Origin of the sequence: Pauljensenia sp. UMB9872, from assembly GCF_030212665.1 — a bacterium.
Lineage (GTDB): Bacteria > Actinomycetota > Actinomycetes > Actinomycetales > Actinomycetaceae > Pauljensenia > Pauljensenia turicensis_B.
Genome location: NZ_JASOER010000036.1, coordinates 1 through 1,446, shown reverse-complemented (window position 1 = coordinate 1,446; position 1,446 = coordinate 1). Strand labels below are relative to the sequence as shown.

At 51.4% G+C, this 1,446-nt stretch carries 1 protein-coding gene; it reads right to left on the bottom strand.

The window, feature by feature from the left end:
* Positions 1-31 precede the first annotated feature (31 nt).
* The coding region (locus QP109_RS09180) for an IS3 family transposase (protein ID WP_285024430.1) at positions 32-1,446 on the bottom strand (1,415 nt) is incomplete at its 5' end.

Below are 1,446 nucleotides of genomic sequence, written 5' to 3'. Positions count from 1 at the left end.
GGGGCTGCGGACTGTTTTTCGGAGTGTTTTCTTAGGGTACTGCTTGTAGCCTGTGGTTCGCTATGGATTGCCCGCCGAGGCTTGTCTTGATTCGCTGGTTGTTGTACCAGGAGATGTATTTATCGATTGCTCGGGCAAGTTTCTCGGTTGTTTCCCATTTGTAGCCGTGGTACATCTCGACTTTCATTCGGCCGAAGAATCCTTCGCAAGCAGCATTGTCAGGAGAACAGCCCTTGCGTGACATAGAACGGGTGATATTGAGCTGGTTAGTCAAGCCCAGCCAGGAACGTCCACGATAATGGGCACCTCGATCTGAGTGGAGAACGAGCCGTGATCGGGCAGTGATGCCTTGAGAATGGATAGCATCCTTGAGGCTGTCTTCGACTAGTTCCATGGTGGGGTGGCGGCTGGTTCGGTATCCCACAACCATGCCGTCATAACAATCGATGATTGCTGAAAGATAGAGACGACCATTATTAGCGGCAAAGACACTGATGTCGGTCAGCCAAAGCCTGTTGGGCTGATCAGCCTGAAAGCAGCGCCGCACAAGATTAGGAGGGGCTGGCGATATTTCTCCCTCATAGCTTGAGTACCGGAGCTTCTTCTTAGCGAAGCGGACACGTATTCCTTCTTCGCTCATCAAACGCCGCACGATTTTCTCGCTAACGACAATTCCAAGGTGCCTGAGTTCGAACCATATGCGGCGATACCCATACGTGTAAAAATTTGTCTTGGCTATCTCTTTGATCAGCTGCCGCAGGGTCGCGTGTTTGTCTGGACGGGACATCGCTTCCATTTGATAGTAAAAACTAGAAGAACTTAAACCGGTACTCCGCAGTAGCTCAGGAAGGGGAAAGTACTCTCGCAAAGCGTCAACAACCCGGGCCTTATCTCTATTACTCAGCGCTCCGGGAGTGACGCTCTCGTCTTTTTTTACTAGCTCGAGTTCTTGCTCTAACACCGCCTTATCGACAAGAAGACTAGCTGCAAGCGCTTTCAACTCCCGAGGATCATCCGGCAACGAGTTTTCTAACGATCGACGTGTCGGCAATTGTCGTTCACGACGACGTTCTGCTGGACTCATCAATCCCCACCTTCCTGACTCGCGATAAGATCTCACCCACGGATAAACCGACATTTTCGACGTCAGATCCAACTCACGAGCAATATCCTCTGGCCGCCAACCAGCTTCAAACAGCTCGACAGCACCAATTTTAGTTTCTAACGAGTATCGCTTAACAGGCCGCCTTCTCCTAGGCTTACGGCCCTTGGGCTGAGGATTCCTCAACCATGAATACAACGTCCACCGACCGGGATATCCCAGCACACGAACCGTCTTCGTCACCGACTGAGTACGACGATAAACTGCCAAAGCTCTCGCACGCTGCTCGGGCGTATAAACAACTTTCACAAACAGAATCCTTCCAAGATTCCGTCCGCACCCCC